25 protein-coding genes and 1 pseudogene are annotated in these 25653 nt (G+C 44.0%); 15 read left to right on the forward strand and 11 right to left on the reverse strand.

The window, feature by feature from the left end; genetic code table 11:
• Nucleotides 1–11 precede the first annotated feature (11 nt).
• Both Vgang_RS16100 and Vgang_RS16105 read right to left on the reverse strand, forming a co-directional pair.
• Nucleotides 12–614, reverse strand: coding sequence for a hypothetical protein (locus tag Vgang_RS16100; protein ID WP_245879868.1), 603 nt, complete (start codon nt 612–614; stop codon nt 12–14).
• Nucleotides 611–1456 (reverse strand): SURF1 family protein, encoded by an 846-nt coding sequence (locus tag Vgang_RS16105; RefSeq protein ID WP_157945992.1) that lies wholly within the window; start codon nt 1454–1456, stop codon nt 611–613. Before Vgang_RS16105 ends, Vgang_RS16100 begins: the two co-directional genes overlap by 4 nt.
• A gap of 28 nt (nt 1457–1484) precedes the next feature.
• Here Vgang_RS16105 and Vgang_RS16110 point away from each other — a divergent pair, with 28 nt between their 5' ends.
• Complete coding sequence (locus Vgang_RS16110) at nt 1485–1715, forward strand: DUF2909 domain-containing protein (RefSeq protein WP_105901046.1); 231 nt, start codon at nt 1485–1487, stop codon at nt 1713–1715.
• A 54-nt stretch (nt 1716–1769) separates the two neighbouring features.
• Here Vgang_RS16110 and Vgang_RS16115 read toward each other — a convergent pair whose 3' ends face one another.
• The 4 genes and pseudogenes from Vgang_RS16115 to coxB all read right to left on the reverse strand — a co-directional run bounded on the left by Vgang_RS16115 (nt 1770) and on the right by coxB (nt 6253).
• On the reverse strand, nt 1770–2687 hold the full coding sequence (locus tag Vgang_RS16115) for a cytochrome c oxidase subunit 3 (RefSeq protein WP_105901047.1): 918 nt from the start codon (nt 2685–2687) through the stop codon (nt 1770–1772).
• Nucleotides 2688–2779: 92 nt separating this feature from the next.
• On the reverse strand, nt 2780–3370 hold the full coding sequence (locus tag Vgang_RS16120) for a cytochrome c oxidase assembly protein (protein ID WP_105901048.1): 591 nt from the start codon (nt 3368–3370) through the stop codon (nt 2780–2782).
• Nucleotides 3371–3395: 25 nt separating this feature from the next.
• Nucleotides 3396–4949, reverse strand: a pseudogene (gene ctaD / locus Vgang_RS16125) (cytochrome c oxidase subunit I); the annotation flags it as partial.
• Nucleotides 4950–5041: 92 nt separating this feature from the next.
• The gene (coxB, locus tag Vgang_RS16130) at nt 5042–6253 is read right to left on the reverse strand and encodes a cytochrome c oxidase subunit II (RefSeq protein WP_105901050.1); all 1212 of its coding nucleotides are present in this window, start codon (nt 6251–6253) and stop codon (nt 5042–5044) included.
• A 422-nt stretch (nt 6254–6675) separates the two neighbouring features.
• Here coxB and kduI point away from each other — a divergent pair, with 422 nt between their 5' ends.
• The 5 genes from kduI (at nt 6676) to Vgang_RS16155 (ending at nt 11343) form a co-directional block, all read left to right on the forward strand.
• A complete protein-coding gene (gene kduI / locus Vgang_RS16135) occupies nt 6676–7515 on the forward strand; it encodes a 5-dehydro-4-deoxy-D-glucuronate isomerase (RefSeq protein ID WP_105901051.1) in 840 nt (279 codons plus the stop codon).
• 38 nt (nt 7516–7553) lie between these two features.
• Entirely contained in the window at nt 7554–8543 is a 990-nt protein-coding gene (locus Vgang_RS16140; protein WP_105901052.1) for a TRAP transporter substrate-binding protein, read from the forward strand.
• 59 nt (nt 8544–8602) lie between these two features.
• The gene (locus tag Vgang_RS16145; protein ID WP_105901053.1) at nt 8603–9115 is read left to right on the forward strand and encodes a TRAP transporter small permease; all 513 of its coding nucleotides are present in this window, start codon (nt 8603–8605) and stop codon (nt 9113–9115) included.
• Between the two features lie 18 nt (nt 9116–9133).
• The gene (locus Vgang_RS16150; protein WP_105901054.1) at nt 9134–10438 is read left to right on the forward strand and encodes a TRAP transporter large permease; all 1305 of its coding nucleotides are present in this window, start codon (nt 9134–9136) and stop codon (nt 10436–10438) included.
• A gap of 119 nt (nt 10439–10557) precedes the next feature.
• On the forward strand, nt 10558–11343 hold the full coding sequence (locus Vgang_RS16155; protein ID WP_105901055.1) for an IclR family transcriptional regulator: 786 nt from the start codon (nt 10558–10560) through the stop codon (nt 11341–11343).
• A 59-nt stretch (nt 11344–11402) separates the two neighbouring features.
• On the opposite strand, the gene Vgang_RS16160 is transcribed toward Vgang_RS16155, so the two are convergent.
• Nucleotides 11403–12605 carry an MFS transporter gene (locus tag Vgang_RS16160; RefSeq protein WP_105901056.1) on the reverse strand — a complete coding sequence of 401 codons (1203 nt, stop codon included), beginning with the start codon at nt 12603–12605 and terminating at the stop codon, nt 11403–11405.
• A 138-nt stretch (nt 12606–12743) separates the two neighbouring features.
• Here Vgang_RS16160 and Vgang_RS16165 point away from each other — a divergent pair, with 138 nt between their 5' ends.
• The 7 genes from Vgang_RS16165 to Vgang_RS16195 all read left to right on the forward strand — a co-directional run bounded on the left by Vgang_RS16165 (nt 12744) and on the right by Vgang_RS16195 (nt 20785).
• Nucleotides 12744–13625: a LysR family transcriptional regulator gene (locus tag Vgang_RS16165; RefSeq protein WP_105901057.1), complete on the forward strand. Its 882-nt coding sequence runs from the start codon at nt 12744–12746 to the stop codon at nt 13623–13625.
• A 302-nt stretch (nt 13626–13927) separates the two neighbouring features.
• Nucleotides 13928–15166, forward strand: a complete 1239-nt coding sequence (gene sstT, locus Vgang_RS16170; RefSeq protein ID WP_105901058.1) for a serine/threonine transporter SstT — start codon at nt 13928–13930, stop codon at nt 15164–15166.
• Nucleotides 15167–15377: 211 nt separating this feature from the next.
• Nucleotides 15378–16913 (forward strand): ABC transporter substrate-binding protein, encoded by a 1536-nt coding sequence (locus Vgang_RS16175; protein ID WP_105901059.1) that lies wholly within the window; start codon nt 15378–15380, stop codon nt 16911–16913.
• Nucleotides 16913–17875 (forward strand): ABC transporter permease, encoded by a 963-nt coding sequence (locus Vgang_RS16180; protein ID WP_105901060.1) that lies wholly within the window; start codon nt 16913–16915, stop codon nt 17873–17875. Before Vgang_RS16175 ends, Vgang_RS16180 begins: the two co-directional genes overlap by 1 nt.
• Nucleotides 17872–18660: an ABC transporter permease gene (locus Vgang_RS16185; RefSeq protein ID WP_105901061.1), complete on the forward strand. Its 789-nt coding sequence runs from the start codon at nt 17872–17874 to the stop codon at nt 18658–18660. The genes Vgang_RS16180 and Vgang_RS16185 overlap by 4 nt, the downstream gene beginning before the upstream one ends.
• A 3-nt stretch (nt 18661–18663) precedes the next feature.
• A complete protein-coding gene (locus tag Vgang_RS16190; RefSeq protein ID WP_105901062.1) occupies nt 18664–20070 on the forward strand; it encodes an ABC transporter ATP-binding protein in 1407 nt (468 codons plus the stop codon).
• A 166-nt stretch (nt 20071–20236) separates the two neighbouring features.
• Nucleotides 20237–20785, forward strand: coding sequence for a hypothetical protein (locus tag Vgang_RS16195; RefSeq protein ID WP_105901063.1), 549 nt, complete (start codon nt 20237–20239; stop codon nt 20783–20785).
• A 124-nt stretch (nt 20786–20909) separates the two neighbouring features.
• On the opposite strand, the gene Vgang_RS16200 is transcribed toward Vgang_RS16195, so the two are convergent.
• The 4 genes from Vgang_RS16200 to Vgang_RS16215 all read right to left on the reverse strand — a co-directional run bounded on the left by Vgang_RS16200 (nt 20910) and on the right by Vgang_RS16215 (nt 23395).
• Nucleotides 20910–21209 carry a type II toxin-antitoxin system RelE/ParE family toxin gene (locus Vgang_RS16200; RefSeq protein ID WP_105901064.1) on the reverse strand — a complete coding sequence of 100 codons (300 nt, stop codon included), beginning with the start codon at nt 21207–21209 and terminating at the stop codon, nt 20910–20912.
• On the reverse strand, nt 21206–21448 hold the full coding sequence (locus tag Vgang_RS16205; RefSeq protein WP_105901065.1) for a type II toxin-antitoxin system ParD family antitoxin: 243 nt from the start codon (nt 21446–21448) through the stop codon (nt 21206–21208). The genes Vgang_RS16200 and Vgang_RS16205 overlap by 4 nt, the downstream gene beginning before the upstream one ends.
• Before the next feature lie 161 nt (nt 21449–21609).
• Entirely contained in the window at nt 21610–22995 is a 1386-nt protein-coding gene (locus Vgang_RS16210; protein ID WP_105901066.1) for a PepSY-associated TM helix domain-containing protein, read from the reverse strand.
• Between the two features lie 28 nt (nt 22996–23023).
• Complete coding sequence (locus Vgang_RS16215; RefSeq protein WP_264923603.1) at nt 23024–23395, reverse strand: DUF2946 domain-containing protein; 372 nt, start codon at nt 23393–23395, stop codon at nt 23024–23026.
• Nucleotides 23396–23610: 215 nt separating this feature from the next.
• Here Vgang_RS16215 and Vgang_RS16220 point away from each other — a divergent pair, with 215 nt between their 5' ends.
• Entirely contained in the window at nt 23611–24873 is a 1263-nt protein-coding gene (locus Vgang_RS16220) for an MFS transporter (RefSeq protein WP_105901068.1), read from the forward strand.
• Nucleotides 24870–25562 (forward strand): peptidoglycan DD-metalloendopeptidase family protein, encoded by a 693-nt coding sequence (locus tag Vgang_RS16225; protein WP_105901069.1) that lies wholly within the window; start codon nt 24870–24872, stop codon nt 25560–25562. The genes Vgang_RS16220 and Vgang_RS16225 overlap by 4 nt, the downstream gene beginning before the upstream one ends.
• Nucleotides 25563–25653: the final 91 nt, after the last annotated feature.

Here is a 25653-nt window from a genome sequence, read left to right on the forward strand (position 1 = left end):
ACCGCCTCCGTTTAGCCCACGCGAGACAAGGTTAATAACTTACGTAAATCAGCCAGTAATCCTTTTAATTCATTAGGTAATTCTTCGCTCGATTGCACGGTCGGAAAACGCATCACCCACTGCCCTCGCGGATCGATCAACACATAGTCTTGTGCTGCAACATCAACCCCTTGTTGCTGCAACTGCGATTGGAAATCGTTAACCTGAAAAATCACAAAACTCATCTCTTTAATCGATGTCAGATCGTGCTGCCCTGTAGGTTCTGAAACGATCACCACGGGCATCACACGAGGTTGATCTTTACCCAACGCAATATGGCTTTGCTTTAAAAGGTGGAGTTGCTGCTGACAAAGTTGTAGACATTGAGAAGGCAATAAATACGCAATTTGCCATTGATGAGATGCAGGGTTGATGACATTCAAATCCTGGTAATACACAGGTTTATCAATAAACACGCCATGATTGGTTACCCCAGACTGATACCAATGTTGCGATAGAATCACTTTGGCCGCAATCACAGGTAAAGCAAATACCACCAGCATTATCCACAGTGCTTTACGACTAGTGGCATTTTTAGTTTGATGAGTTGACCATTTAGTCTGCATCGTATTCATTCTAGATTGCCCTCCTTATCGTTATCTTTTTTAAGATCGTGATGTTTTTCAAGGTCGGTATGTCTTTCAAGGCCATTAAATTTCTGGGGCTGAAACGCTCGGTATACGAACATCACCACCAGCAGTAATAACACCGTCGCCATAGAAAACCATTGCACCGCATAGCCAAAATGTCGCTTTGAACTGAGAGGAACCGGCGTCCAAGGGTGAGGTAATTGCTCACTCACTTGCTTGCCGTCTCTTAACTCCAAATTGGTCATAGGCTGAATGACATAGCCCAACAGCGGCATTTTCCAATCTTGTGCGAGAGACTCTAATGCTAAATTTTGAATACGAATGGCAGACGTTTGGGGCATGTTCTCTACCATTAGCCCTTCACTCAGTGGATTGTCTTGTCTGCGATATAACCGCCCTTCAATGCTTTGTGCTTGGGTGACACTTGCCACTTGAGGCAAGGTTTGTCTATCTCGCCCCGCTGCTACAAAACCAAGTTCTAATAACACAATTTGTGAGGCATTCAGATCAGAATCGATGATCTTCACTGGCTGAAACACCAAATAGCCCACCTTTCCTTGCCATGTTTGGTTGTCCCAATACACAGTTTTGATGGGCAATTGTTGCGATGTTATTGGGGCGACCCTCACCGCGACTTTACGCCCTGTTAATTCCACCGCTTCACTGCTTAACGCCGTCGCCAAGCTCACTGCATCACCTTGTTGCCATTGTTGTAATTGCTGTTCGATACGCTGTTTTTGCTGACCTCGGTCTAATTGCCAAAACCCTAATTTGACCATCACACCAAACACAACCACAGTTAATGACAACAGCAGAATTTTTTTCACACTCAATCGGCCGAAAGCAGGAGGCGATATGACCTTAGTTTTACTTTTCAAACTCGTTCTAGTGCTACTGCTGCTGTTTGTCATTTTTAACCTCGGCCGAGCATTATTTATCATGGTTAAGCGTGAACCAGATGATGATAACCCGGTACCAATGAGTCGCTATTTAGGCCGTCGGTTACTCATTTCGGTCATTATCATCATGGTGCTATTAATTGGCCTTAGCTCCGGATTAGTCGCCCCCAACCCTCGTCCTTATTAACCAGTTACGCCTTTGCTCCTCGAAAACCAGAAACTAGAAACTAGAAACTGATCGTTACAGCACATACACAAAGATGAATAAACACAGCCAAACCACATCGACAAAGTGCCAATACCAACTACCCGCTTGAAACGCGAAATGATCGCGCGGGGTAAAGTGGTCGAAAGCTATGCGAGCTAACAATACCGATAAGAAAATCGTCCCAACCGTAACATGCAATCCATGAAAACCCGTTAACAGAAAGAAGGTGTTGCCATACACGCCCGATTGCAGAGTCAGGTTCATTTCTTGATAAGCATGGATGTACTCCTGACCTTGATAAAACAAGAAAGCGATGGCTAACACGATGGTAATTTCTAACCACACAATCAAAGCGGTGCGTTGATTTTTCTCTAGGCTTAATTGAGAAAAGTGCAAAGTAACGGAAGAAGTCAGCAGAATAATGGTGTTCATAAGCGGCAAGCCTTGCCACGGCATCGCTTGTGTTTCTGTACCGGAAGGAGTTTTGATTAATGGCCAAATCGCTTCAAAGGTCGGCCACAACACTTCATTGGTCATGGCGTTATTCGATGCGCCGCCCAGCCAAGGCACAGCAATCATTCGTGCATAAAAAAGCGCACCAAAGAAAGCGCCAAAGAACATGACTTCAGAAAAGATAAACCAACTCATCCCTTGACGAAATGACCGTGCCATTTGGTGAGAATATAAGCCCGATAACGACTCTTGAATGACATTGCGAAACCAGCCGATCATCATCACTACCACGGTCACAATACCACCGAGTAATACCAAGCCACCAAAATGGCTGAGCATCCCTTTCGGTTGCAGAAATAAACCTGCACCGACTGCGATTAAAAATAACCCTAAAGCGCCAACAATCGGCCAATTACTCTCACTAGGAACGTAATAGACCTCAGGTTGTCGTTTGTAGTCCTCATCATGAGAACTGGCTGAATGGCTGACTTTATCCATGTTGACTCTCCTATCACAACCAATCATCCATTGGCTGCTAACGATGAATCTTGTGAGCGAACGACTCATGCGCTCCCTTGCTCATTGCAACTTCATTCAGAGCGTGCTTTTGTTGATAATACAGATGTTGTTAAAACGGGTTTTTCCTTCTTACTTTGTTGCTGTGAGATGTCATACAAAGTATATGAAAGCGTGAGTCGATTAACCGACTCTGGCAGATCATTATCAACATAAAAAATGACCGGCAATTCTGCTTCACTATTAGCTTCAAGCGGTTGATGATTAAAACAAAAACATTCAATCTTATTAAAATGTGTGGCAGCTAAACCTGGTGCAATCGAAGGTACAGCCTGCCCAATCATTGCCACATTGGCATTATTAATTGCACGATAACTGGTTCTAATCACTTGCCCGGGGTGAACATCCATTTGTGCTTGTACTGGCTCAAATTGCCACGGCATATTCGGGCTCACTTGGGCCATAAACTGCACACGCACGGTGCGAGATTCATCCAATACAACCCCTTGTGAACTGGCCGCCACCGTATTGGTTTTTCCATTGATCCCCAGTTTTTCACACATAATGTCGTACAAAGGCACCAAGGCAAATCCAAAGGCAAACATGCCGACCACGCCCAGCAATAAGTAACCAATCAGCTTTTTATTACTTGCACTGTTTTGCATAACTTCTCCTCATAACCAAACGGCATTAATCCAATTTGGGCGGAGTAGAAAATGTATGATGTGGCGCTGGGCTTGGCACGGTCCATTCCAACCCTTCAGCACGTTCCCAAGGTTTAGCTTCAGCCGCTTCACCACCGCGTATGCATTTCACCACAATCACTAAGAACAACAGTTGCGACAAACCAAACGCAAAGCCACCAATCGACACAATTTGGTTCACATCCGCAAACTGAATCGCGTAATCAGGGATTCGACGCGGCATACCGGCAAGACCTAAAAAGTGCATCGGGAAAAACAAAATATTGACCGAAATGATCGACAGCCAAAAGTGCCACAGGCTCAAGGTTTGGTTGTACATGTGCCCAGTCCATTTCGGCAGCCAGTAATAAGCCGCCGCCATAATTGAAAACACCGCGCCGGTCACCAGTACATAATGGAAATGCGCCACAACAAAATAGGTATCGTGATATTGGAAATCCGCCGGAACGATGGCGAGCATCAGGCCGGAAAAGCCACCAATAGTGAATAAAATAATAAAGGCAATCGCAAACAACATTGGGGTTTCAAAAGTCAGTGCGCCACGCCACATGGTCGCCACCCAGTTAAATACTTTTACTCCCGTAGGCACCGCAATCAACATGGTGCAATACATAAAGAACAGCTCAGCAAACACAGGCATGCCGGTAGTAAACATGTGGTGTGCCCACACTAAAAACGACAACAAAGCGATGGAACAGGTGGCATACACCATCGAATGATAACCAAAGAGCTTTTTGCCACTAAATGCTGGGATAATCGCCGAAATAATGCCGAATGAAGGCAAAATCATGATATAGACTTCAGGGTGCCCAAAGAACCAAAAAATGTGCTGGAACATCACCGGATCGCCACCACCCGCCGCATCAAAAAAGCTAGTGCCAAAATATTTATCGGTTAACACCATGGTCACCGCGCCCGCCAAGACCGGCATCACCGCAATCAATAAGAAAGCCGTGATCAACCAAGTCCAAACAAACATCGGCAGTTTCATCCAATCCATACCCGGCGCACGCATATTAACGATCGTCACTATCACGTTAATGGCGCCCATAATGGAGCTAATTCCCATGATATGTATCGAAAACACAAACAGCGCGGTGCTATTTGAGCTGAACGTAGTGGAAAGTGGCGCGTAGAAGGTCCAACCAAAATCAGGCCCACCACCGGGCATCAATAATGAACCAAGTAAAATCAAAAACGCGAATGGCAAAATCCAAAAACTGAGGTTATTCATACGCGGCAACGCCATATCTGGCGCGCCAATCATCATCGGGATCATCCAGTTAGCCAGCCCGGTAAACGCTGGCATCACGGCACCAAATACCATGATTAGACCATGTACCGTGGTCATTTGATTAAAGAAATGTGGATCAACAAGCTGCAAACCCGGCTGAAATAATTCCGCTCGAATCACCATCGCCATCGCGCCACCGGTAAAAAACATGATTAAGCTGAACCACAAATATAAAGTGCCGATGTCTTTATGGTTGGTGGAATATAACCAGCGCTTAATCCCGCTCGCCGGCGCATGGTGGTCATGTTCAAGCGCTACGCCATCTGCCACGTAGTCGCTATTCTGTTGATAAACGCTATGTGGTTGATGAACGCTTTGCTTTGATGAAGATGAAGGATTCATAGGACCTCCGCTTGGCTATTTTCAGCCGAATCTGATGATTCTGAATCTACTGCTTCTGCCGGTTCAGTTTGTTCTAAGGTGCCAGTAGTGAGCACTTGCTTCACTTGAGAAGCCTGTACAACATCGCCTGTATCATTACCCCATGCATTTCGTTCATAGGTCACAACCGCTGCCACTTCTTCTTCATTAAGCTGATTAGCAAAAGCTTGCATGGCGGTACCGGCTTTACCGTGTAAGACAATATCAATGTGTTTGACTAAATCACCCATTGCGATTGGGCTGCCTTTCAATGCAGGGAAAACATTCGGCATACCTTCACCATTCACTTGGTGGCACACACTGCAACGTTCGTTATAGACGGCTTCCCCTTTCGCCATTAATTCGTCATAAGTTAACGTTTTACCTAATGCTTTTTCTTGTTCAGCCCGTTTCTCTGCTACTAACTGTTCTTGTTCGGCCAACCAAGTATCGAACTCATCTTCGGGCACGGCTTTCACTACAATCGGCATAAAACCATGGTTGCGACCACACAGCTCTGCACATTGACCGCGATATACACCCGGCTTATCAATCTTGGTCCAAGCCTCATTAATAAACCCCGGTACCGCATCTTTTTTGACTGCAAAATCAGGCACCCACCAAGAATGAATCACATCATCAGAAGTCATTAAAAAACGAATTTTGCGATTAATCGGCAATACCAGAGGGTTGTCCACTTCTAATAAATAGTGCTCGCCTTTTTGTTCGCTGCCTTCAATTTGCTTTTGTGAGGTGGTTAAAAAGCTATAAAAGCCAACATCATGATTGAAATACTGGTAGTGCCATTTCCATTGCGAACCGGTAACAGTCACGGTGAGGTCATCGTCCGTGGTGTCTTCCATTGCCACTAAGGTTTTGGTAGCAGGAATCGCCATCAACACCAAAATAACAATCGGGATCACCGTCCAAATAATTTCGACTTTGGTGCTTTCATGGAAATTAGCGGCTTTGGCTCCGCGGGATCTTCGATGACGAAGAATGGAATAAAACATCACCCCAAACACCACCACCGCAATCGCACAGCAAATGTAGAAAATCAGCATGTGTAAGTCATAAACTTTACCGCTGATCTCGGTGACGCCTTTGGTAAGATTCAAGCGAGAAGATTCAGCTGCGCTGGGCGCAGAAAAAAGAGAAAGCAATGCCAACCCAAACGCTAGCCCAATCATAGGCAAGCTATAGCGCTGACAAACAGCTGGATTTAAAGCGGGTAAACAGTGGCGTAGTGATTTCAAAGTGCCCCCTCGTCCTTGCAATATCATTTTTATAATAAGGAGCGAGGCACACCAAACATCGAGTGAGCAAGAAGCTCCAATGATTGTGGTGTCAATAGCTTACGGCACCACATCACATAAGTTGATTGCGGGTACGGCTTTATTTAAAACTAGCCAGTGAATGCAATTTGTTCAAGAAGTGAACAATATGAAATTCAAAATATTGAGCTTTATCTATAAGTGATCAAGCTCAAATATAATTAAAACATCATTTCAAAAAATAGGTTTTCAGTCACACTTCCGGCTGTTCAAATATAAACACTATTGTTTGTATATAAATAATGAGTACTCTCTTAGTCACTAGCTAAGGAGTTCACATGCACATTAATTACAACAGCAATCCAATCGATGCTAAGCAATACGATACAAGCCGTTTACGCGAAGAGTTTCTAACAGAAGATTTATTTCAAGAAGATAAAATTAGCATTGTTTACAGCCACATAGACCGAATTGTCGCAATGGGTATTTGTCCTAAAAATGGGTCTTTAAAACTGGATGATTTTGTTGAAAAGAAAGCATTTGGTACGGATTACTTTTTAGAAAGACGTGAACTTGGAATCTTAAACCTAGGTGGCAAAGCGCTAGTTCGCTGTGGTGAAACAACCTACTCGCTTGAGCATCTTGATGTGGTTTATCTCGGTAGAGGTGAACAAGATATTGAATTTATAGCGCTGGATTCAGAGCTTGAGCCGGCATTTTACTGCCTAAGCGCACCGGCTCACCACACTTATCCATCACGCATTATTAAACGCAATGAAGCCAAACAAATTGACCTTGGCTCTCAAGATAACGCCAATGCGCGTTTAATCACGCAATACCTACATCCAGAGGTACTACCAACTTGCCAATTATGTATGGGTGTCACTCACCTAAAACCAGGTAGCGTTTGGAATACCATGCCAGCCCATACTCACGAGCGCCGCATGGAAGCCTATTTATATTTCAATGTTCAGCCATCTCAAGTGGTCTTCCACTTTATGGGTGAACCACAAGAAACTCGCCATATCGTTGTACGCAATAAGCAATTAGTGCTTTCTCCAAGCTGGTCAATCCACTCTGGTTGCGGCACGCAAAACTACAGCTTTGTATGGGGCATGGTGGGAGAAAACCAAACCTTTGACGATATGGATTTCATTGATATGGACACAATGAAGTAACCCAAATTTAAAAAATACCAATAACGAGGATGTACACCATGTTAAAACAAAAGGCTTTAAAACTTACTGCTCTAACACTCGCGGTTTCAGGTTCACTAGCAATATCTTCTGTTGCAAGTGCCGCAACTCAAATTAAAGCGGCATTTAACCAGTCAAATAATCACCCACAATTTCAAGCATTAGAAAATTTTGGTGAGAAATTGGCACAAGAAACTGATGGTCGCTACAAACTGTCTATTTACCCAAATGAACTGCTTGGCGACCAACGCGCAGCACTGGAATTAGTGCAAACCGGCTCAATTCAAATGGCCGTAGTAGCAAACCCACTTATCGAAAACTACGATAAGACTTTCCGTGTGATTGGCATGCCATACATTTATTCAGGTTCAGAGCACCAAGAGCAAGTATTCACTTCTGGCACCCTAGATGACTTATTTGCTTCTACGAAAAAGTTCGGCTTTGAAGTATTAACCGCTTATACCGCTGGCGCGCGCAGCATGTATACCAAACAAGGTCCAATCAACACGGTTGCCGATATGAAAGGCAAAAAAATTCGTGTGATGCAATCTGATACCATGATCAAAATGTTGTCTTGCATGGGCGGCACTGGTGTACCTATGGGACAAGGTGAAGTGTACAGCGCAATCCAACAAGGCGTTCTTGATGGTGCTGAAAACAACGAAATCACTTATGCAGACTTAAAACAATATGAAGTTGCCCCTTACTTCTCAAGCACTCGTCACCTTATGGTTCCAGACCTAGTAGTGATCAGCACAGATTTCTTAGACGGCATGTCGAAGGAAGACCAAAATACGCTGAAGAAACTACTAAAAGAAAGCACCAAAGACGAGTTTAAGATTTGGCATGAGCAAATTGAGACAGCGAAAGCGACCGCTGAATCTCACGGTGCGAAGTTCAATGAAGTAGATATCAAACCTTTCCAAGAAAGCTGTAAATCTCTACAAGCTGAACTTATCGAAACACCAGAACAAAAAGCGTTATACGAGAAAATCATCTCAATGCAATAATTCCTATCCATTACCTAGGTTAGATGCTACGGCGTCTAACCTTGTTTAAGGTGCGCAACATGGACAACAATTCCTCCCTTTTTCTAAAACGAGTTAACCAAGCCAAAGCCGGTGTTGATTTCGTTATTTCATGGTTATGCATTGCCATCGTCGGTGCCATGACCCTACTTGTCACTTATCAGGTTGTATCACGCTATCTCTTTAATAGCCCAAGCGCAGTTAGTGAGGTGCTGTCACGCTACCTCTTTATCTGGCTTATCTTCTTTGGTAGTGCCTATGTTTTCGGTTTACGAGAACACATGAGCATTTCATTCATTAAAGATAAATTTGCTCCTAAAATTCGAATCATTACCGACATGTTCATCGAACTCGTCATCTTAGTTTTCACCGCTAGCATCATGATTTTTGGCGGTTACAACACCTCAATGCGCCAAATGTGGCAAATGGACTCGGCGCTGCAAACCCCAATGGGGTTCATCTATGCCGCCATTCCCGCCAGTGGCGCTTTTATCGTATTTTACTTTCTTTGTAATCAAATCAACTTAATCGCACGTTTCAAAAACATCGATTAACAAACTAGGAGCATAATTATGGACTTAGCCATTGTTGCCGCATTGATTATGTTTGTCGGTGTGGTGTTCTTTTTAATCATTGGTACCCCTATCAGTATCAGTGTTGGTATTTCCTCTTTTGCCGCCATGATGGTGATATTGCCAATGAAAGGCGCGATGTTAACTTCAGCACAGCGTATGTTTGTTGGGCTAGATTCTTTTGCCTTACTAGCCATACCCTTTTTTATTTTGGCCGGCAATATCATGAATAATGGCGGAATAGCCATTCGGTTAATTAACTTTTCTAAAATTATCAGCGGTTTCTTCCCTGGCTCATTGGCTCAAACTAACGTGGTATCCAACATGTTATTTGGCTCAATCAGTGGCTCCGGTGTCGCTTCTGCTGCAGCAGTAGGTGGCATTATGTCGCCAATTCAAAAGAAAGAAGGTTATGATCCTGCGTTTAGCACCGCGGTTAACATTGCATCCGCACCAACAGGCATGCTGATACCACCAAGTAATACTTTGATTGTATACGCCACTGTTGCCGGTAGTGTCTCCATCTCGGCGTTATTCATGGGCGGTTACTTACCAGGCATTCTGTGGGGCTTAGCTGTGATGTTAGTGGCTGGCTACATGGCGAAAAAACGTGGTTATATTGCGAAACATCGCATGACCTTAGCGGAGTGCTGTAAAGTTGCGGTTGATGCTATACCGAGCTTATCGCTTATTGTTGTGGTGATTGGTGGGATTCTAGGTGGGATTTTTACTGCCACCGAAGCTTCAGCCATTGCGGTGGTGTACTCACTATTTTTGAGCTTATGTTACCGATCACTTGATTTCAAAACCTTGCCAGAAATCTTCTTAAGTACTGCGAAAATGTCAGCAATTGTTATTTTCATGCTAGCAACCTCGTCCATCATGTCTTGGGTAATGGCATTTACACAGATTCCAGGCATGATTGCCGATACTCTACTGTCAGTAACGGATAACCCGATCATCATCTTATTGATCATCAACGTTATCTTACTGTTTGTCGGTACTTTCATGGACCCTACGCCAGCGGTACTTATCTTTACACCTATTTTCTTACCCATCTGTATGGAATTAGGAATGGATCCGGTACAGTTTGGTATCTTATTGGTTCTGAACTTATCGCTCGGTACGATAACACCACCAGTTGGTCCGATCCTGTTCACCGGCTGTAAAGTCAGTGGGATCAGCATTGATAGTGTAGTGAAAACACTTCTACCTTTCTTCTTGGTGATCTTTATCGTGTTAATGATGGTGACTTACATTCCAGCCATTTCACTTGCGATTCCAAGTGCACTAGGATTACTCTGATAATCTAAATACTCCTCACATTTGACATAAAATCATCAAATGTGAGGTGTTCTCGATATAATACCTACCCAACTTAGGTCAACGAACCCAATATTGATATCATTTCGCTCGAGTAAAGAATGGAAACACTAAAGAAAACCGAATATCGCGCGCCCGCGTTAGAAAAAGGGCTAGAAATTCTCGAATTACTCGCCTGCCAATCCGAGCCTTTAACCAAGAAACAAATATCAGAACAGCTGAATCGCAGTGTGAATGAAATCTTCCGCATGCTGTCAGTGCTGGTTGAAAAGCAATATATTCAATATGATGCGGAAAGCTCTGGCTATGTTTTGACCTTAAAAATGTTTGCCCTTTCTAATCAATCTCCACCGATTGCCATGCTACTAAAACGTGCCATGCCTTTAATGGAAAAATTTAGCCATAAAGTAAATCAGTCATGCCACATCAGCCGCTACAGCAATCAAGAGTTAATTGTGATTGCTAGCCAAGAGAGCCCGTATAAGATGGGTTTCTGCCTACGACTTGGCGCAAAACTTGATATCTGTTCATCCGGTTCAGGTGTTGTACTCCTGAGCTTTGCTGAACAAAAATTGCGTCAAGAAATCCTTGAATCCCAACAACAAGTCGCCACTCAAGATGAGATAAAAGATGCGCTTAGCCAAATCGAACAAACGCATCACCAAGGCTACTTTATTGGTAAAAGTCCACAGATATCCGGGGTGACCAATATTTCTGTACCGATCTTTGGCGTATTTGGCGAGATCATTGCGGTGATCACCAGTCCATTTATGACGCTAAACTCAAAAACCGTCCATCACCACATTGCTGATTTAGAGAATACTCGCCAAGAGCTCATGTTGCTAGCTTCTCAACTTAGCCAAAGTTTACCGGGTCAAAATAAATAAACTCTACTGAGGTTAAATAATGGAAACGGCCAGATAGATACTGGCCGCTCTTGTGTTATTTATAATTTGTCACAAGCAAGTCGCTTCTGATCTGACATATTTTGTTTTTGCTTATCTAAATAGCCACTTAACCGAGTTAATGCTAGCGCCCCGCCAACAATCATCGCACCAACCCAAGGCGTATGCATTAAACCAGCTTTAGCCACAATCAAGCCGCCGCCCCAAGCACCTAATGCAATACCGACATTGAAGGCTGCGATATTGAGGCCCGAAGCAACATCCACCGCATCCGGTGTGTATTTTTCTGCCTGTTTAACCACGTACACTTGCAAGCCTGGGACATTACCGAAAGCAAATGCGCCCCACACTAAAATCGTCGCCACTGCAGCAATAGGGTGAACCGCCGTAAAGTTGAAGATAACTAATACCGTTGCTAACCCAGAAAAAATGATCGTCAGTGCTTTAATTGGGCCCATTTTATCGGCCATTTTACCGCCCCAAATATTACCAATCGCGACCGACACCCCGTACACCAACATGATCAAACCAATCGCATTTGAGCCAAACCCGGCTTGTTGCTGCAAAATAGGCGCAAGAAAAGTAAAGGCGATAAACGTGCCACCATAACCCAGCGCAGTGATGGCATAAACCAATAACAATCGAGGTTGAGTTAAGACTTTTAGCTGTGATGACAAGGTCGTTGTAGGCGGTTGCTTTAGGTCATTAGGAACCAAAATCCAACTCCCCAATACAGCAATCAAGCCCAATAGTGCAACGGTCAAAAATGTGGCCTGCCAACCAAATGTTTGACCAATATAAGTTCCTAAAGGTACACCCGTCACCAATGCAACGGTTAAGCCCGTAAACATGATCGCTATCGCACTAGCCGCTTTCTCTTTAGGTACGAGCCCTGTTGCAATAGTTGAACCAATCGAAAAAAACACGCCATGAGCAAGGCCTGTCAAAATACGAGCAAAAATTAAAGTGTTATAACCCGGTGCCTGCCACGCGAGCATATTCCCGATAACAAACAGGCTCATCACAGTAAGTAAAACCTGTTTGCGATTCCATTTGCCCGTCAGAGCAGTGAGCACGGGAGCTCCGACCGCAACACCTAAAGCATAAAGGCTGACTAATAAGCCCGCAGAAGGTAAAGATACATTCAGATCTTGTGCCATCGTTGGAATAAGACCAACAATCACAAATTCAGTGGTTCCAATAGCAAAGGCGCTGAGCGTCAATGCAAAAAGTGCTAAAGGCATAAATTTCTCTCTATTAAGTAACCGCAATATTGAAAGCGGCTATTCTGCCCAAGCCTTACATTGTTAAAAATAGATGTTTTGACAAATGATTTTTGCTATAAACGCAACAATAAAACACGACATCACCAAGGAAGAAAAATGCGCACTCGCTCAGATGATTTAGAAATTTTACTCACGGTAATCGATAGCGGCGGGTTTTCAGCTGCGGCAGAACTACTTGATATTCAAGTAGCTAGAGTTTCTAGGGCAGTAAGTAAAGTAGAAAGCCAATTGGGGATCTCGATTCTAAATCGCACCACCAGACGCATGGAATTAACCGATGAAGGGCGACAATTTGTGGATTCGATCCGGGCTGGACTCATACAAATTCAACAAGCGGAAGAAGAAATCATTTCTCGTGGCGAATTGCCTAAAGGACGTTTACGTGTCGATGCCGCTAGCCCATTTATGCTGCATCAATTGGTGCCACTCATCCAACCGTTTCATCAAGCCTACCCAGATATTGAACTCGAGCTGACTTCCAATGAAGGCTATGTTGACTTACTCGAAAAGAAAACGGATTTAGCCATTCGAATTGGGCCATTGAGTGATTCGACTTTGCATGCGCGCCCACTAGGAAAAAGCCTGCTCTACTATGTCGCTTCTCCTGATTATTTAGCTAAACGTGGCATACCCAGCAAAGCCAGCGATTTGGATTTTCACGACACCATAGGATTTACATCCCCTAAAAGCCTTAACACTTGGCCATTAAAAGGATTTACCGAACTGAAACCAAGTCTATGGACCAGCAGCGGAGAAACCATTCGCCAATTAGTTCTCGCGGGTAATGGCATTGCTTGTCTTTCTGGTTTTATGGTGAATGAAGATATTGCTGCGGGGCGCTTAATACCGGTTTTAGAAAGCGAAAAAATCAATAACACCCAAAGAGAGCAAATTAACGCGGTCTATTACAAATCCTCTTCAGTAGCAAAACGTATTTCGGCTTTTATTGATTTTATCCAACCGAAGCTGACGCTCTAAGTCGTGTTTATTTTGCGAGGTTAATTTTTGCCAATCCAACCTAATTCACAGATCCAAGATAATATGCGCTTCACTCTCTAAAATGCTTTTTATTTGAGCAATTTTATGTGCTATAAACCTGCGCAACATGAATTTAACAAAATATATACATGCTATTGCTGAATATAGTTAAATCTTATGCTAATGCGAGCCCTTTATAGTAGACAGATAAACTGTAAAGGCTATGATGGTACCGCCCAGAAGCTACTGGGACGGTCAAACAGGATTTTTGGCTGAAAATAAAACATAAAACAGGCTTTATTATGCAAAACAACAACTCCCTTATTTCACGCTTGGCCAATGGCAACTTAGTGCTGCAAATTTTGGTCGGTATTATTGCTGGTGTCGCACTGGCAATGATCTCACCTTCAGCAGCAACAAGCATGTCTATTTTTGGTAACCTATTCGTAGGTGCCTTGAAAGCCATCGCACCAATTTTAGTTTTCATTCTTGTTGCAGCGTCTATCGCGAGCCAAAATAAAAACTCTAGCACCAACATGCGCCCAGTGATCACGCTTTACCTTGTCGGCACCTTTTTAGCGGCACTCACTGCGGTATTGATGAGCTTTGCTTTCCCAACCTCATTGACGTTAGTAAATGCAGCAACCGGTACAACACCACCAGAAGGTATTGGTGAAGTATTAAATACACTGCTATTTAAAATCGTCGATAACCCAGTCAATGCCTTAGTTAATGCAAACTACATTGGTATTTTGGCTTGGTCTGTAGGCTTAGGTTTAGCACTTCGTCATGCAAACTCAGCAACCAAAGATATGTTCAGTGATCTCAGCCACGGCGTGTCTAGCGTAGTCCGTTTCATCATCCGCCTTGCACCAATTGGTATCTTCGGCCTAGTCGCGACAACGTTCGCAACGACAGGTTTTAAAGCCATCTCAGGTTACGCTCAATTACTTGCTGTTCTTCTAAGCTCAATGGCGATCATTGCGCTGATTGTTAACCCACTATTGGTTTACTGGAAAACGAAGCAAAATCCATATCCATTGGTATTCCAATGCTTACGTGAAAGTGGCGTAACAGCGTTCTTCACACGTTCAAGTGCGGCGAATATCCCAGTGAACATGGCGTTATGTGAGAAGTTAAAACTTAACGAAGACACTTACTCGGTATCAATCCCACTAGGTGCAACCATCAACATGGGCGGCGCAGCCATCACTATTACGGTATTAACACTGGCTGCTGTAAACACACTCGGCATTCAAGTTGATTTACCAACAGCAATCTTACTGAGCCTTGTTGCTGCTATCTCTGCTTGTGGCGCATCAGGTGTTGCTGGTGGTTCATTGCTACTTATCCCTCTAGCATGTAGCTTGTTTGGTATTTCAAACGACATCGCAATGCAAGTGGTGGGCGTAGGCTTCATCATTGGTGTTATCCAAGATTCAGCGGAAACAGGCCTAAACAGCTCAACTGATGTGGTATTCACTGCCGCAGTATGTCGTGCTGAAGAAGCACAAGCGACTGGTCAATCTAGCCAAGCGTAAGTGACATATTCAACATAAAAAACAATGGCCAGTTGAGTGATCAACTGGCCATTTTTTATATCTGCCATTTTACCCACAGCCACACTTACCCACAGCCCATTTATTTAACTTCAGTCATAACCCGTAACATTCAGTTACAAACCATCATTGCGGATATTTTGTTATGTTATAACATACGATAACTTTCCATCATCTAATAAGAATGAGTCGTATGTTTAACTTCAAATTATCGGCATTAATTGCTTGTGCATGTTTATCTTCGCTTCCTGTCGCCTACGCTGAACCCAATCGTTCCAACACACTTTCAATCGCAGGTAGCTTGGAGTTCACCAATATTGATCCTTCATCCAATGGTTACTTGTTTACTCGTATGCAAGTCACTGAAACCTTGTTAGGTGTGAGTCCACAAGGGGAATTATTACCGGGGTTAGCGAAAAGCTACCAAATCAGTGACGATCACAAAACATGGCAGTTTACTTTACAGCCTGATGTCACGTTTCATGACGGTAAGAAAATGGACGCCGCCTCGGTTATCAATAGCTTAACGATCGCACTGCAAAAACACGGCCCACTTAAAAATGCGCCCATCGAAAACATTACCGCGCTGAATGAAAATCAAATTAAGATTGTTTTGTCGCAACCTTACCGCCCATTAGGTGCAGTATTAGCGCATTACTCAGCGGTCATTCTCAGCCCTAGCTCTTATGATGAATCAGGAAAACTGACACAGTTGTACGGTACAGGCCCATACACCGTCTTTGATCTTGCACCTCCACACAAATTAACCGTCGAAAAATTTGCTCAATATTGGAATAAGCCAGCTTCGATCGAATATGCCACTTATCTAACCGGTCACCGTGCAGAAAGTCGCGCGCTACAAGCCACCAGCGGCCAAGCTGACATCGCATTCGAATTGTCTCCAACCAGTGTCATGCGTATGAAAATGCAGCCTCAAATTAAGGTACATGAATATTCAGTTCCGCGCACTTTGGTGCTGAAACTCAATGCCGGTGATCTTTTATTAAAAGATATACAAGCCCGTCAAGCGCTTAGCCTTGCGATCAATCGCCAAGGTATTGCCTCTGGTGTCTTACGTACTCCGGGCGCTGAGATCGACCAACTATTACCCGAGGCAGTCAGTGATTGGTATTTAACTCAATATTCAAAGCCTAATTATGACCAACAAAAAGCGCTGCAATTACTGGCGGATTTAGGTTGGAAAAAAGATCAACAAGGTATGTTAAACCGTGATGGTAAACCTTTTGAATTGACATTGATCACTTATGCCGACAGACCTGAACTCACCAATGTGGCGACAGCACTGCAAGATCAATGGCGTCAGATTGGGGTCAAACTCAATATCAATATTACCAATTCCAGCGCCATTCCAGCCGGCCACCACGATGGTTCACTACAAGTCGCGTTGATGGCTCGTAATTACGGGGTGATTGCCGATCCGCTGGCGGTATTAAGTAATGACTTTGCACCGCAAGGTGGCGATTGGGGAGCGATGAACTGGAGCAATACAGAATTATCATCACTGTTTAACACCCTCAACCTCACCAATGATCAAACTCAATACCACCAGTTAGCTCAACAAGCAGCGCAACACATTCACCAAGGTTACGCTCTAGTGCCGATTGCAAGTTATACCCAACGTATTGGGGTTAATACTCGAATTAAAGGATTCAGCTTCGACCCTTATGAGCGCGATTTTAAACTCAACCAAATGGAGTTTGCGCAATAATGTTGGCTATTTTTTATCAACGATTTCTGCAATTGATTGCGGTGATTTTCTCCGTTGGAGGATTAACGTATTTACTGATGCGCTCTCTGCCTGGTGATATGGCTTATCGCTTAGCGGCGAGCCGTTACGGACAAGATAACGTCAATGCAGAAGCCGCCGAGTTTATTCGTCAGGAACTCAATCTAGACCAAGGCGGTTGGCAGAGTTTCTTCAATTGGCTCATTGACTTAGCACAATTCAATTTTGGCAATTCGTTAGTCAGTGGCGAGCCAGTATTAGCCGTGGTTGAGCATCAGCTCTATCATTCTATGCTGCTCGCTGGGACTGGAATGTTACTTTCAATCTTATTTGCCATTCCACTCGGTCTGCTCAGTGCTCGCTTTCCTCGTGTAGCCAACCCTATTATTTTAGGATTTTCTACCCTATTCCGTTCACTGCCTGTCTTTGTGATCGGACTTGGCTTAATCACACTCTTCGCCATTCATTGGGCTTGGTTTCCGGTGGCAGGTTTTGGCTCAACCGCGCACCTAGTATTGCCAGCACTGACACTGGCGATCAGCTTAGCCGCCACATCAAACCGAATTGTTTACCATTCTGCTGAACGTGTATTTGAATCGCCATTTTATCGCTATGCCAAAACCAAAGGCTTAACGGCGAATACCACTTTTCGACGCCACGGTATCATCAATATCGCGCTTCCGGTTGTGGCTTACTGGGGCGTACAACTAGTGATGGTGTTAGAAGGGGTCGTGATGATTGAATCTCTATTCTCTTGGCCGGGAGTGGGTCATGGTTTAGCTCATGCGATTTTTGCGCGCGATATTCCAGTGATCCAAGGAACCGCCATTTGTCTTGGCGTCTTATTTGTCATCCTCAATACACTCAATGATTTACTCTGCCGTGCGCTCGATCCACGCTCAACCCAAGCAGAAGAGACCAAGCAAGGAGCGTTTGCATCATGATTTCCTCCTCACAAAAGTTAGCACTCGGCCTGCTATCCCTGTTGGTTATGATTGCGGTATTTGGACCTATAATCATTCCCGCCGACCCTAATCAACAAAGCTTGATGAATATTTTATTGCCACCAAGCACGGAACATTGGTTAGGCACCGATCACTATGGCCGCAGTATGTTGAGCCGTTTAGCTCATGCTCTGCGCTTATCTCTTGCCATGGCTGTGATCTGTGTCGTCACATCGGCCACTCTCGGCTGTATTCTGGGTATGATTGCAGGATGGAAAGGTGGCTGGATTGATCGCTTACTTTCTATGCTCGTGAATATTTTATTAGCGCTACCGGCACTCGTCATTGTGCTACTACTCGCCGCCATGATGCCAGGCTCTTTTGCCGCGTTGTATCTTGCCATTTCATTGGTGCAATGGGTGGAATACTTCCAACTGTCTCGCACAACCACACGTAAAGTCATGGCCAGTGAAGCAGTACAAAATTCACGCCTACTTGGCTTTAATCATTGGTACATCATTCGTCGTCATTTATGGCCTGAACTTGCTGCTCCAGTGGCCACCATCGCCTCTTTTGGTGCAGCCAATGCCATTTTATATATGGCTTCTCTAGGGTTTATTTATGTCGGTATTCAACCGCCAACCAGCGAACTTGGCTTAATGATCGTAGAACTATTCCCTTACTACAGCGAAGCACCTTGGTTATTGATTCAACCCATTCTATTGATCGCATTATTAATCATGAGTTTTCACCTACTCACATTTTCACCGACGAACAGGAAGTAAAAGATGACCGCATTTTTAGAGGTGAGAAACCTAACCATCAAACATGGTGAAATCACACTGCTGCATGATCTTTCCTTTGCATTAACCGGTAACGATCCACTTGTGGTATTAGGCCAAACTGGCTCAGGTAAAAGCTTATTACTCAAATTTATAATGGGGACATTAGAGTCAAATCTCGATGTCAGTGGTCAGTTGTTTATTCAAGGCAATCCAGTCACTTGGCAACAACGTCAGTCTTTATGGGGTAAAACTCTGGCTTTGCTACCTCAAGAGCCCTCACAAGCATTGAGCCCATTGATGAAAAGCCAGCAACAGATCAGTGAAGTCTTTCAATTTGTGCAAGGGCAACCCAAGCCACAAGCGCAGCAATCTTCACTGGATTCACTTAACCAATACGGGTTAGGTGCACACAGCCAAAAGCGCCCGTATGAATTATCTGGCGGGATGGCACAACGTCTTGCAATGAGTGTCGCAAGAGCCAATGACAGCGATATTTTCTTAGCCGATGAACCCACAAAAGGCTTAGACGTGAATCGTCGTGATGACATGATTAACCATCTCAAAACTCGTGCTTCTCAAGGTGGCTTGTTAGTAGTGACTCACGATATTGATGTCGCCAAAGGCTTAGCAGGAAGAATGCTGGTGATGAAAAATGGGCATGTAGTTGAACAAGGAGAGACGCTGTCCTTACTATCTAATGCCATACATCCATATACTCGAGATTTAATCGCCGCCGAGCCTGAAAAATGGCAAGCTTCATTTTCAAGTACCACGCCCTCTAACCCGATTTTAAAAGTCGAGAATGTCAGCCTGAAACGAGGTAAGCAGCGCCTATTTAAAGACCTAAGTTTTGAGTTACACGCTGGCGAAGTGATCGGTGTGGTCGGTGACAGCGGTTGTGGTAAAAGCAGCCTAGGTGACGCTATTTTAGGCCAAATAGACATTGAATCTGGCTCGATTGACTATATCGATACGCCAAGCACTAAAACCAAATCAAAAGCGGGATCAAAAGCAAAATGGTTAAAGCTCTTTCAAGATCCGATTGCTTCTTTGCCAAGCCAAACAACGCTCGGTGAATTACTGGATGATCTAGTGAAGTTGCACAAACTCGATAGCAGCCAGATACCACCGATGATGGAAACCCTGCGCTTAAAACCAGACATTTTGCTGCAAAAACCACATCAAGCTTCAGGCGGAGAATTGCAACGATTTGCCATACTCAGAACCTTGTTGCTCAAGCCTGTATTTTTATTTGCCGATGAGCCAACCACTCGTCTTGACCCTATCGTAGCGAAAGAAGTGTCGACGATGTTAGTCACCTTAGCCAAGCAACAAGGGTGTGGCATGTTAATCGTAAGCCATGATCCGCAATTGATTAAGGCGGTATCCGATAAAGTGATTCAGTTATAACAAACCGGTAGCGTTCACCGCGCTACCGGTTTTTATGAGTTCAGTTCATACTTTATGAATAAATTTAGCTAGTTAGCTTGTTGACCGGGGAATTGAATGGAATGATGATGGAAAGGCTATACGGATTTTTTCCGTCTATTAAATTGTTAGGGCAATAGGAGAAAGTATGAAGAATTGGTATTTGTTCGCATTATTGGCAGTTTCTACAAATCTAAGTGCAGAGCCTAGCCGTTCGATTAGTTATTTGATGGAAGATTCGCTTTCAATGTTTGATTGGGGGGTATTTAGAATGGAAAGTTCTATGACAACTATCAAATTCAAAGAATTAGACCTAATTAGTCATTATGGGCGTGCTGACTACGACTGGGATAGCAACCGAATAAACCTAGAAACAGTAGTTTACCCATCTTATAAATCGTTGGAAAAGTTAGGTTCGAAGGCAATTTGTCGACAAGCAATTACTCAAGTGAAAGAGCATTTTGGTTACGGCATAGATGAGGATGACTTAAGAGCGCTATTTGGTATTCCTTCATACTTTAAGCACACTGGCTATGTCAAAAAAAATGTCCCGGAAAGCTTAGGGAAAGACTTAGAAAACGCAACTAAGTTTTCAGTGCAAGTTTATGCAAGTAAATTAGACAAAGCACCTTATAATCAATACCAACACTGTGTTAGCAGTTTCAATGAAAAGGGTGTTATGTACGTTGAGGAATAAATTGCCCTAACAATAATTTAAGAGTGATTCACAACGCTCGGCGCTTTCACTTCAAGCCTGTTTAGTGTTTATGACACAATGCCTTAGGTAGGGAGGTTAGCGTTGTTCACACCTTAATTTGGCATTATCCGCCAAAAATTGGATTTACATCCATACTTTTGTGGAGAATACGGATAATCTCAATATTTTGACTGCCGATCTGACGATAAAATATTAGGTGGCTGCCTTGGGGGAATTTTCTGTATCCATCGCGAACTTCATCACAGGCTTTACCAATGTCAGGGTTTTCGGCTAACTGCCAAAATGAGTCATCAAACTGTTTTAGATAAATATTTCGCTGTTCACGACCCCAGCGTCGAGAGGTAAACAAGGCTATATTTCTTAAATCAGATTTCGCCTTGTTTGTTAACTGAAATGGCCTCATTTTTTCTCTTCGCTATCTAGCTCATTGATAAATGAATCAAGGTCATAATCCGCAACTCCACTTTCTTCACCTTCAACAAGCAATTGGCGTAAAGTGTTCATTTTAGTTTCTTGGGTTTCAAGTAAACGTAAAGCGGAACGAATAACTTCACTTGCAGAGCCATAGCGACCGTTTTGAATTTGACTAGCAATAAAACCGTCAAAATGGTCACCCAAAGTAATGCTAGTGTTCTTAGCCATAACATAGTCCTCAATACCAATAGATACCTAATTATGGTATTGGTAGAACTTGGATGCAAGGCGCATAACAAACATTTAAGCTGTCAAAATACTTCACTTAATCTAATAAAAATGGGCAACGCACTATACGTTGCCCATTTTCAATATTGGTTACCCTAAGATTAAGCAGCCGAACGCAATGAATACTCAACTCTGCGCCAACGAACCACATCTATCAAACAAAACGCCAATAAGCTCAGCCCCATCACAGGCAAAGCGAAGCCTAATAACAGCGCAATCACCACTGTCATCACTTTCATACCCGTTGAAAGTCGTACCCACATTTGAGTGAGTGTTTGCTGAGTATTGGCAGCCATTGGCCTACGTTGCCACCACATTTTATAGCCCCAAACAATCACCAAGCATAAAGCCAATCCAAACGCCGCTAATAACAACTGATTAGGCAAGCCAAACAATACGCCCATGTGCGCATCGATACCCCAGCGGATTAACTTCGCAACCAATGGATATTGAGCAAATTCGGCATGAGCCACAACTGACATCGACATTGGATCGATAGCGACTTCATCCACTTGCGTTGGCCAAGAACGATCAATCTCTTTCACTACCCAAGCCGTTTGTGCATTCGGTGCTGGCACAATTTCGATTTTACCTGCATCAATCCCAAACTGACGTGCGGTGTGCTCGACCTGATTAAACAGCTTCAAATCCGTATTGGCGTGTATATCAGATACCGCTTTCATATCTGACATGCCTTGGTGCTCAGCGTGCAAACCTGAATGTGAACCAGAATTTTGCATCGGGGTTAATTCACGCGGCACTGTCGGTGTTACCCAGCCAATCGCTTGACGCCACTCGGCAATATTGCCCCCCGCCCATTTAGACCAAGTTAAGCCTGTCGCTGAGAAAAACAGTAAGCCTAAGCTGATCCAAATCGCCACTTTGGCATGACGAGATCGTGCTTGTGCAAAACTGCCCGCTTTGGTCTGGCGAGAAAAACTACGGCGTTGTTGCCACCATAAAAACACCCCGCCTAGCGCAGCAATCCACATCCAAGATGCCGCCAATTCACTGTAATATCGACCAACCGGCCCTAGCAATAAATCGGTATGCATAAAATCAATCGCAATACGCAAAGGCAAAACACCACTGGTGCCGTAACTCGCCAGTTCACCTTTGATCTCTAACGTGATCGGGTCAACAAACACGGTGCGGGCACGATAATGATCAATCTCAGGATCGTTAAATAACACGCGAGTGGTTTGCCCTAATGATGGCGCAGGGCGAACAGATTTAATTTCTAACGGGTGGGGTAAAGACTGCTGCGCTGCATGAATTTGATCGCTCAGCAGCTTTGCTTCACCTTGAGTCACACCAGTTAATTGTTGCTTATATACCGCTTGTTCAATTTGCGGTGTCAGCACGTAAAGCGTTCCGGTTAACGCCGCCATAAAAATAAATGGGCCAACAAATAACCCAATGTAGAAGTGCAGCCGTTTAACAAAAGCCGTTAAACTGCCAGCACTTCCAGTTTGTACTGTATCCATTGTTATCTCTCTATTTAAATTAAAAATATCAAATAAATAGAATACTTGGTGGAGCTCTTGGGGTTGGAAATAAAAAAGAAAAGAACTGACCTAAGCGAACTTTCTCAATCGCTAACAAAGCAATGAAGATCAACATCGCGCTAGGCATAATTGCGACAGTGGTTAAGGTCGCAGAAATATTAGCAAGAAGATCACAATAGCCACACCAAGCATGAGCATGATGAACCGAGTGATCTTGTGATTTCGAACTGTGTTGATGTGGTGACGCTTTATGGGTTGATTCAGAAAGAGAATGCGATGAAGCCATCATCACGTGGCTGCTGTGTGTTTTTGACTGCACATAAAACGCCACTGACATAGAAATCAATGGCGCAATATAAATCAGTAAAATCAACGCCACCAGCAAACATTGAATTTTACTGCGTAAGTTAGATTTTATATGCAGTGGGCTAAGCACAGGTTATTAATCACATACAACTAAAAATGATAAGCAAATGTAACACAAAGGTGACCAATCGGTGTTGTTTTGTTTTTTAATAGTGATCGCATCTTGATAATAAATAGCATTCGCCCCGCCCTGACAGTAAAATAAACGCCTTATTCAGGGAGAATTCAATGACCACATCCACACCGCAATCACTATCTAACTTGCCGAAAAGTACCTTATTCGTTTTGTATTTCATCATCTTTTTAGGCTCGGCAGGCTTTTTCATTACCATTCCAGCGTATGTGAATTTATTCTTAACCGATCATTCGTTAGCGATTGCACAAGCCATGCCATTGGAAGAACGCCGAACCTTATTTGGTACCGTGATGTCAGCAGCGCCTTTTATTTCTATGTTCTTTACGCCGTTTATTGCCCGCTTTGCCGACCGTTACAGCCGTAAAACCGTTGCGGCAATATGTTTGATTGTGGCGGCGATTGGTTTTGTTATGCCAATTTACGCCATCATTGTCGGCTCGATTGCATTGCTATTTGCGGGCAATATGATCAACAGTTTAGGTTCAGCCAGTCAGCCGATTGCGCAAGCGATTTTAGCCGACAACAGCGAAGGCAAAACCAAAACCACCTTGATGAGTTTAGTGGCGGTCGTGATGACAGCTGCCATGTCATTTGGCCCGGCATTAGGCAGTAAGTTATCGGCAATGTATGGCCCACAAGCGCCATTTTATGCCTGCTTATTGATTGCAGTCGTGTGCTTTGTTTTACTGCATTTGGTGCGCCTACCTAAACAAACGCCGATTCAGCATGAAAATGTTTTATCCATTGGTGCACCTTTAGCTCGTAGCCAAAAAGGTTTACTGCCATGTTTGGCGATTGTGTTCTTATGCCAAGTCAGCTGGAGCCTGTATTTCCAAAACATCAACTTTATCTTGCCGCAAAAATGGCAGCTTTCAGTTGAAGGCGAATTTTACCAATATTTTATGCTGACGATTGGGATTGTCATGATGGCCTCTTTACTGTTTGTGCCTCGTTTAATATTGGCGAAATTCAGCCTAACCCGAGCGCTGAGAGTGGTGCTGTCTGGCGCAGCCATTGGTATGTTGCTGCTTGCCTTTACCCCAACGCCGGTGACCCATGTGATTGCGATGATTGTGACCTCGGTATTAGTCGCCAGCTCATTCCCGCTCTACATTACCGCTTTATCTGATCGCGCCTCCAATCAAGACCAAGGTTGGGCAATGGCGTTATCGAGCGCGATGGTAGGACTCGCCTGGACGCTAACCGGCTACTTAACGGCGATTATGGTCAATGTAAACTTGATCCTACCAACTTTAGTGGCGGCGGTTGGTTACGTGCTGGCCGTATTGCTAGTGCCTCGCAATCAAACCAAAGTGATGACGGATAACAACGGCAATATTGAGGCAAACGCATGAGTATTGAACATCAGCTTGATGCATTCGAGCAAACCCTCAAGCAGCATGAGTTTCATCCGGTGATTGTGCCGGAACTGCAATTTGGCAAAGGGCTGATTGTCGACCTTTCACCAAGCAGCGAGATCTGGAAAAAGGTCACCGATGAACATGACTTTTCAGCTGAGATAAAACGCCAAGTAGCAGAAACTGGCGCAGTGGTTGAAATCGGCCGCTACGCCGAGCAGCGCATGATTTATCAAGACACCGAGAACTTTGAACATACCGAGTCACGCACTTTGCACATCGGCCTCGATCTTGGTATTCCAGCGGGCAATTCTGTTTTTGCGCCAATACAAGGTGAAGTTGTCGCGTTTGCCAATCGTCAAATACAAGGCGATTACGGCCCGGTGATCATTTTACGCCACCAGCTTGAAGGCCACATTTTCCATACGCTTTATGGCCATTTGGCTACCTCTTCGCTGCAAGATTTATATATTGGAAAAATAATTCAAGCCGGAGAAGCGTTTGCAACCATTGGCACGTATGACGAAAATGGCGGCTGGGCCACGCATCTTCACTTTCAAATCATTCGAGATTTAGGTGAGTATTTAGATGATTACCCAGGCGTAGTCGATCCCAAACAGGCTGACTTTTATCTACGCAACTGCCCAAACCCGAATTGGATATTGGGCAGAAGCGATTTAGCTTGAGCCCTTTATGCCCAAACCGTATGAGCATATAACTCACTGATCTGAACAAAATCACAGAAAGTCTCTGTCCTACCTTTTAATATTAATAAAT

Origin of the sequence: Vibrio gangliei, assembly GCF_026001925.1 — a bacterium.
Taxonomy (GTDB): domain Bacteria; phylum Pseudomonadota; class Gammaproteobacteria; order Enterobacterales; family Vibrionaceae; genus Vibrio; species Vibrio gangliei.